This window comes from Protofrankia sp. CiP1_Cm_nod4 (assembly GCF_982290645.1).
Genome location: NZ_CEVIVC010000122.1, coordinates 3,152 through 5,557, shown reverse-complemented (window position 1 = coordinate 5,557; position 2,406 = coordinate 3,152). Strand labels below are relative to the sequence as shown.

Sequence of the window (2,406 nt, the reverse complement as noted above, 5' to 3'; positions counted from 1 at the left end):
GCGGGGCACGACGGGGGCGTCGCGCCCTCGGCACCGCCGGCTACGCGGCCACCCAGACCGTCCTGCTCGGCCTGTTGTTCATGGTCTACCGTTTCGGACGGCACATCGTCGACGGCCATCAGACCGAAGCGCTCTCGCACGGGGCCGCGGTATGGCAGATGGAACGCAGCCTGTACCTGCCCGACGAGGCAGCCGTCCAGCGGCTGGCCCTGCACTCCCACCACGTGACGATCCTGATCAACGAGTTCTATTACGCGGTCCACTTCCCCGCGGCGGTCGCGCTGCTCGTCTGGGTCTTCGCCTGGCACCGCTCCGCCTGGCCCAGGGCCCGCAATGTGATCATTATCGCGACAGGCATGGCCCTGGCGATCCACATCCTGTATCCGCTCGCTCCACCGCGCCTGCTGCCCATGACGATGACAGCTCTGATCGACACCGGCGCGATATTCGGCCCGTCGCCCTACGCCCAGGGCGACGGTTTCGCGAACGAGTACGCGGCCATGCCGAGCCTGCACATCGGCTGGGCCATCATCGAGGCATGGGTCGTGGTCACCGCCCTGCGCAGCCGGTGGCGTTATCTCGCCATCGCCCAGCCCGTGGCCACCACCGCCGTCGTCGTCGCCACGGCCAACCACTACTGGGTGGACGGCATTGTCGGCGCTCTGCTCGTCCTCCTGGCGGTGCAGGTCACCAGGTTGGCCCCGCAGGCCCGGATAGTCGCCGTGATGCGTCTGATGGTGACCCGCCGCTCGGATACCTGCGGGTCGCAGCAACCGTCCTGACCCGCTCCCGGCCGTCCCCCGGCCTGCCCTGCTCCTGCCCACGGGACGGCGGCGACTGCCGTGTGAGCCCCCGGGTCGAGGAGGCAGGCCCAGGATTTCCGGCCCAGGCGCCGGGCCGAGGGCCCAGGCCGGAGCGGCCCGCCGACGGGCAGCCCGAAAGGCAGACCGGAAGGCCCGGACCATCCGGCCTGCTCATCGAGGCAGGGCTGTGGCGGCTACGGGTGGCGGCTACGGAACGAGGGCGGAGATCTCCACCCGGCGGTTGGCGGCGCGCCCGGCATCGGTGGCGTTCGTCGCCAGCGGATGGTCCGAGGCGAACCCGGCGGCCCGCAGCTGATCCGCGGACACACCGTGGTCGGTCAGATAGGCGGCGGCGGCCCGCGCCCGCGCCAGTGACAGCGCCTCGTTGAAGGCGCGCGGCCCCCGTGCGTCGGTGTGCCCCGCCAGCAGGACGCCGAGCTCGTCCTCCCGCAGCAGCGCCGCGATCCGGTCGAGCTGGACGCGGTCGGCCTCGGTCAGCTCCGAGCTGCCCGTCGCGAAGGTGATCTGCCCCTCGGCGAGGACGCTGGCGAGCCGGCCGGCCAGCGACTGCGGCGTGGCCGCACCTGCCGCCGGCTGTGGCGCGGCCGTATCCGCCGCCGGTGCTGTCGCGGTCCCGCCGGTCGCTGGCACCGGCGCGGCCGCGCCGGCCGTCGGGAGGGCCGAGGCGGAGGCGGCCGAGGCGGGAGCGGAGGCGGCCGGGGCGGAGGCGGCCGAGGCGGGAGCGTTTGGGGCGGAGGCGGCCGACCGGATGGTCAGACGGTTGTCGACCGTGGCGGCCGGCAGCGTCCTGCGGGTCTCGGCGAGGACGGCCGAGAGCAGCCGGGCCTCCTCCCCGGCGTCCGCCACGCCCCCCTCCAGAACCACCGAGGAACCGGCGATCGTCACCTTGTGCTCACCGGCGGCCGTCGTGAGCGTGCGGGCCAGGTCCGCGAGAACGGTGACCGGCGGCGCGGCCACGGCGGGGTCGACCGTCACCTTCCCGGTCAGCGTGCCGGTGCCCGCCGCCGCGGCCGCGCCGAGCACCTGCTCACGGGCGGCCCGGTCGGGCACGGTGGCGGTGACGGTGAGCGAGTCACCGTCGACCGCGATCACGAAGGGCCTGGCGGCGGCGCCGGAAAGCAGCGCCGGCACGATGCGGATGTCGCCGCCCAACGAGGCCGACCGTGCCCCGGGCACCCGCGCCACCACCTGGCGGGCCGCCTCGGCGTCGGTGAGGCTGGGGAACGTGCCGTGCACGGTGGCGTCCCGGCCGTCGAAGCTCACCCGCGCGCCGTCCTGGCCGTGCGAGCGCACCGCCAGGACGGCGCGGTCGGCAAGCTCGTCCTCGATGGGCTCACGCCGCAGCCCGAACGCCAGCAACGCCAGCAGCAGCCAGGCAACGACCAGGCACAGGGAGAACACAACCGGACGGGGCCGCTTCAGCGCGGCGATCTGGGCCAAGGACATCGACTGGTCTCCGCACGGATTCTGGCTGGATGGCTCTTCTGGCGGGGCTCTTCTGGCGGGGGCTGCTGGCCGGGGACTGCCGGCCGGGACATCGTGACCGGCTACGCCGGGCCACGGGCCACCGTGGCTGTGATCC

Annotated in this window: 2 protein-coding genes; one reads left to right on the top strand and one right to left on the bottom strand. The window is 73.9% G+C overall.

All coding sequences use genetic code 11. The features are described from left to right. On the top strand, nt 1-782 hold a 782-nt coding region (locus AC5LSR_RS18900), incomplete at its 5' end, for a phosphatase PAP2 family protein (protein ID WP_493468747.1). Between the two features lie 228 nt (nt 783-1,010). Here the strand turns inward: AC5LSR_RS18900 and AC5LSR_RS18895 are convergent. After that, nucleotides 1,011-2,270: an OmpA family protein gene (locus AC5LSR_RS18895; protein ID WP_493464648.1), complete on the bottom strand. Its 1,260-nt coding sequence runs from the start codon at nt 2,268-2,270 to the stop codon at nt 1,011-1,013. Nucleotides 2,271-2,406 lie beyond the last annotated feature (136 nt).